This is a genomic window from Micromonospora sp. NPDC002411, from assembly GCF_053592955.1.
Genome location: NZ_JBSFBM010000540.1, coordinates 1 through 2,923 on the forward strand (window position 1 = coordinate 1; position 2,923 = coordinate 2,923).

Below are 2,923 nucleotides of genomic sequence, written 5' to 3' on the forward strand. Positions count from 1 at the left end.
GCACCGCCACCGCGCCGGCCACCGTCGCCCCGATGATCGGCACGAACCCGCCGAGGAAGGGCCGGCTTCGTCACGCATCACATGCAGATGCTGGAGTCCACCGGCCTGGTTCGGTGGCCGGAACTGCCGCCGGCCGCGCTGCCCGCCCCCGGTGAGGACGGGCTGCTGGCCGCCGCCTCGGCCAACTCCGGTCCTCAGGTCGGCGTCAGCAGCACAGTCGTCTGGCTGGTCTTCCTCGCCGCGCTGGGCACCGGCGGCATCGCCACCTACCGGATGCTGCGCCGCAGCTGACCTTGCTCCCGTTTGGTGGCCCGCGTCAGCGGTCGACCTGGGTGAAGTCCCAGGAGTGCGGGGCGCGGGCCACCAACAGGGCGGGCGGATCCGGCAACGGACGCGGGTTGCTGCGCCACTTCGAGATGACCACCACCCGATGGTCGGTGGAGGAGAAGACCTCGCTGGAGACGTGCAGCGGGTCGTGCTCCAACTCGGGCAGGGCGGTGTCGCACACCCAGGTGATCAGATCCGCGACGCCGTACGCCTCGGCGCGCGCCTCCCACATCCGCACGATCATGTCCGCCGCCCCCGTCACACGCTGACCGTGGTCAACGGCAGCGCCGAGTCGGCCGGCAGGTCGAGTCGGCTCGGTGCGACCCCCGCGGCGACCAGGTGCGAACCAAGTGCGGCCACCATCGCGCCGTTGTCGGTGCACAGCTTGGGCCGGGGCACCCGGACCTGGATGCCGTACTTCTCGGCCCGCTGCTCGGCCATCGCCCGCAGCCGCGAGTTCGCCGCCACTCCCCCGCCGATCACCAGGGTCTCGATGCCCTGGGCACGGCAGGCGGCGAGTGCCTTGTTGGTCAGGACGTCACAGACCGCCTCCTGGAAAGACGCGGCCACGTCGGCCACCGGCACCGGCTCGCCGGCACGCTGACGGGCCTCGACCCACCGGGCCACCGCCGTCTTCAGCCCGGAGAACGAGAAGTCGTACCGGTGGGCGGCGAGATCCTTCGCGGCGGTCAGACCACGCGGGAACGCGATCGAGGCGGCGTCACCGGCGCGGGCCTCCCGGTCGATGGGCGGGCCACCCGGGAACGGCAGCCCGAGCAGCCGGGCGACCTTGTCGAACGCCTCGCCGGCCGCGTCGTCGATGGTGGCGCCCAGTGGGGTGACGCCCCGGGCCAGGTCGTCGACGAGCAGCAGGGACGAGTGGCCACCGGATACCAGCAGCGCGATGGCGGGCTCGGGCAGGGGGCCGTGTTCGAGGGTGTCCACCGCGACGTGCGCGGCAAGGTGGTTCACGCCGTACACGGGCTTCTCGGCAGCGAGCGCGTACCCCTTGGCGGCGGCGACACCGACCAGCAGCGCGCCGGCCAGACCGGGCCCGGAGGTGACAGCGATCGCGTCGATGTCGGCCAGGGTGACGCCGGCCTCGGTCAGGGCACGGTCCATGGTCGGCACGATGGCCTCCAGGTGTGCCCGGCTGGCCACCTCGGGGACCACACCCCCGAACCGGGCGTGTTCCTCGACGCTGGAGGCGAGCGCGTCGGCCAGCAGGGTGTGCCCCCGCACGATGCCGACGCCGGTCTCGTCGCAGGAGGTCTCGATACCCAGGATCAGCGGTTCGTCAGCCATGGTCGTGTGGTCCGTCCCCGGTCGGCTCGGCGTCGCGCCGCATGACCAGCGCGTCGGTGTTGCTCGGTTGGTAGTAGCCGCGCCGCACGCCGATCGGCTCGAACCCGTACGTCGCGTAGAGCCGCTGGGCGGCGGCGTTGTCCACGGCGACCTCCAGCAGGGTGCTGCGGGTTTCGCGCCGGGCCGCCTCGGCGAGCAGGTCCTCCAGGAGGGCACGGCCCACACCGCGCCGCTGGGCGTCCCGGCGGACGGCGATGTTCTGCACCCACACCTCGTCCGGGGGAACTCCGGCGAGCCCGGCGTAACCGAGTACGGCGCCGTCCTCGTCGACGGCGACCCGGTAGTGGTGCCCGTTCGCCAACTCGCTCCAGAACATGCCGGGCGACCACTGTTCGGCCCCGAAGAGGTCCGCCTCGATCGGCAGCACGTCGTCGATGTGCCACCAGCGGAACGGGACGAGCCGTACCGCCGTCATGGCAGGACCGGTTTACGGCCGGTCGCGGCCACCGCGTCGGGGCGGCGCAGGTAGAGCGGGGTGAGCCGCTCGCCGGGCGCACCCGCCCGGATCCGCTCGGCGGCGAGCAGCGCCAGCACCGTGGCGTCCGGGTACCGGGGCTCGACCCGAACGGGCAGGTCAAGGGTCTCGGCGTACCGGTGCGCTCCGTCGCCGACCGCGATCGTCGCACCCAGCTCCCGGGCGCGCACAGCGGCCACCGCCGGGGTCGACACCTCGGGCCCGACGATCCGCTGGCCGGCGCCGTCGTAGACGGCCCAGTAGAGCTCCTTACGCCGGGCGTCGCTGGCGGCCAACACCGGCTCACCGGACGCCGCCGGGTAGCCGATGGCGTCCAGCGAGCAGACGCCGTACGTGGGGATGCCGAGCACCTGCCCCATCGTCGCGGCGGTGACCAGGCCGACCCGCAGCCCGGTGAACGGCCCTGGGCCGAGCCCGGCGACGATGGCGGTCAGGTCACGTGGGCGCGCGTCGGCGTCGGCGAGGACGGCGTCCACCTGGGGGGCGAGCAGTTCGCCGTGCGCGCGGGCATCGACCGTGCACCGGTGCGCCCGGGACACCACACCGTCCGCCGAGACATCCACCAGCGCTGCGGTCACCGCAGGGGTCGAGCTGTCCACCACGAGTACGAGCACGGTAAGCCAGCCTAGCCGCCCCCGCCGCAGCCCTCCGTCACGCCCCGCCCTCACCCGCCGCCCGGGAGCGGCTGGCGGGCGGGCGGCGCACGCTGATCCCCCGGGGGGCAGGACTCGCTGTTGAGCGTGATTCCGCTGTGGC

5 protein-coding genes are annotated in these 2,923 nt (G+C 73.6%); 1 reads left to right on the forward strand and 4 read right to left on the reverse strand.

Going from position 1 to position 2,923, the window contains the following annotated elements; all coding sequences use genetic code 11:
• The first annotated feature begins 87 nt into the window (after nt 1-87).
• The gene (locus tag ACWCO3_RS33520) at nt 88-291 is read left to right on the forward strand and encodes a hypothetical protein (protein WP_450013957.1); all 204 of its coding nucleotides are present in this window, start codon (nt 88-90) and stop codon (nt 289-291) included.
• Nucleotides 292-316: 25 nt separating this feature from the next.
• Here the strand turns inward: ACWCO3_RS33520 and ACWCO3_RS33525 are convergent, their stop codons facing one another.
• Genes ACWCO3_RS33525 through tsaB form a run of 4 tightly spaced genes read right to left on the reverse strand, consistent with a single transcriptional unit; the run spans nt 317 to nt 2,781 of the window.
• Nucleotides 317-571: a hypothetical protein gene (locus ACWCO3_RS33525; protein WP_053660576.1), complete on the reverse strand. Its 255-nt coding sequence runs from the start codon at nt 569-571 to the stop codon at nt 317-319.
• A 14-nt stretch (nt 572-585) separates the two neighbouring features.
• The gene (gene tsaD / locus ACWCO3_RS33530; protein ID WP_145778955.1) at nt 586-1,632 is read right to left on the reverse strand and encodes a tRNA (adenosine(37)-N6)-threonylcarbamoyltransferase complex transferase subunit TsaD; all 1,047 of its coding nucleotides are present in this window, start codon (nt 1,630-1,632) and stop codon (nt 586-588) included.
• A complete protein-coding gene (gene rimI / locus ACWCO3_RS33535; protein WP_145778954.1) occupies nt 1,625-2,107 on the reverse strand; it encodes a ribosomal protein S18-alanine N-acetyltransferase in 483 nt (160 codons plus the stop codon). The genes tsaD and rimI overlap by 8 nt, the downstream gene beginning before the upstream one ends.
• Nucleotides 2,104-2,781: a tRNA (adenosine(37)-N6)-threonylcarbamoyltransferase complex dimerization subunit type 1 TsaB gene (tsaB, locus tag ACWCO3_RS33540; RefSeq protein WP_145778953.1), complete on the reverse strand. Its 678-nt coding sequence runs from the start codon at nt 2,779-2,781 to the stop codon at nt 2,104-2,106. Before tsaB ends, rimI begins: the two co-directional genes overlap by 4 nt.
• Nucleotides 2,782-2,923: the final 142 nt, after the last annotated feature.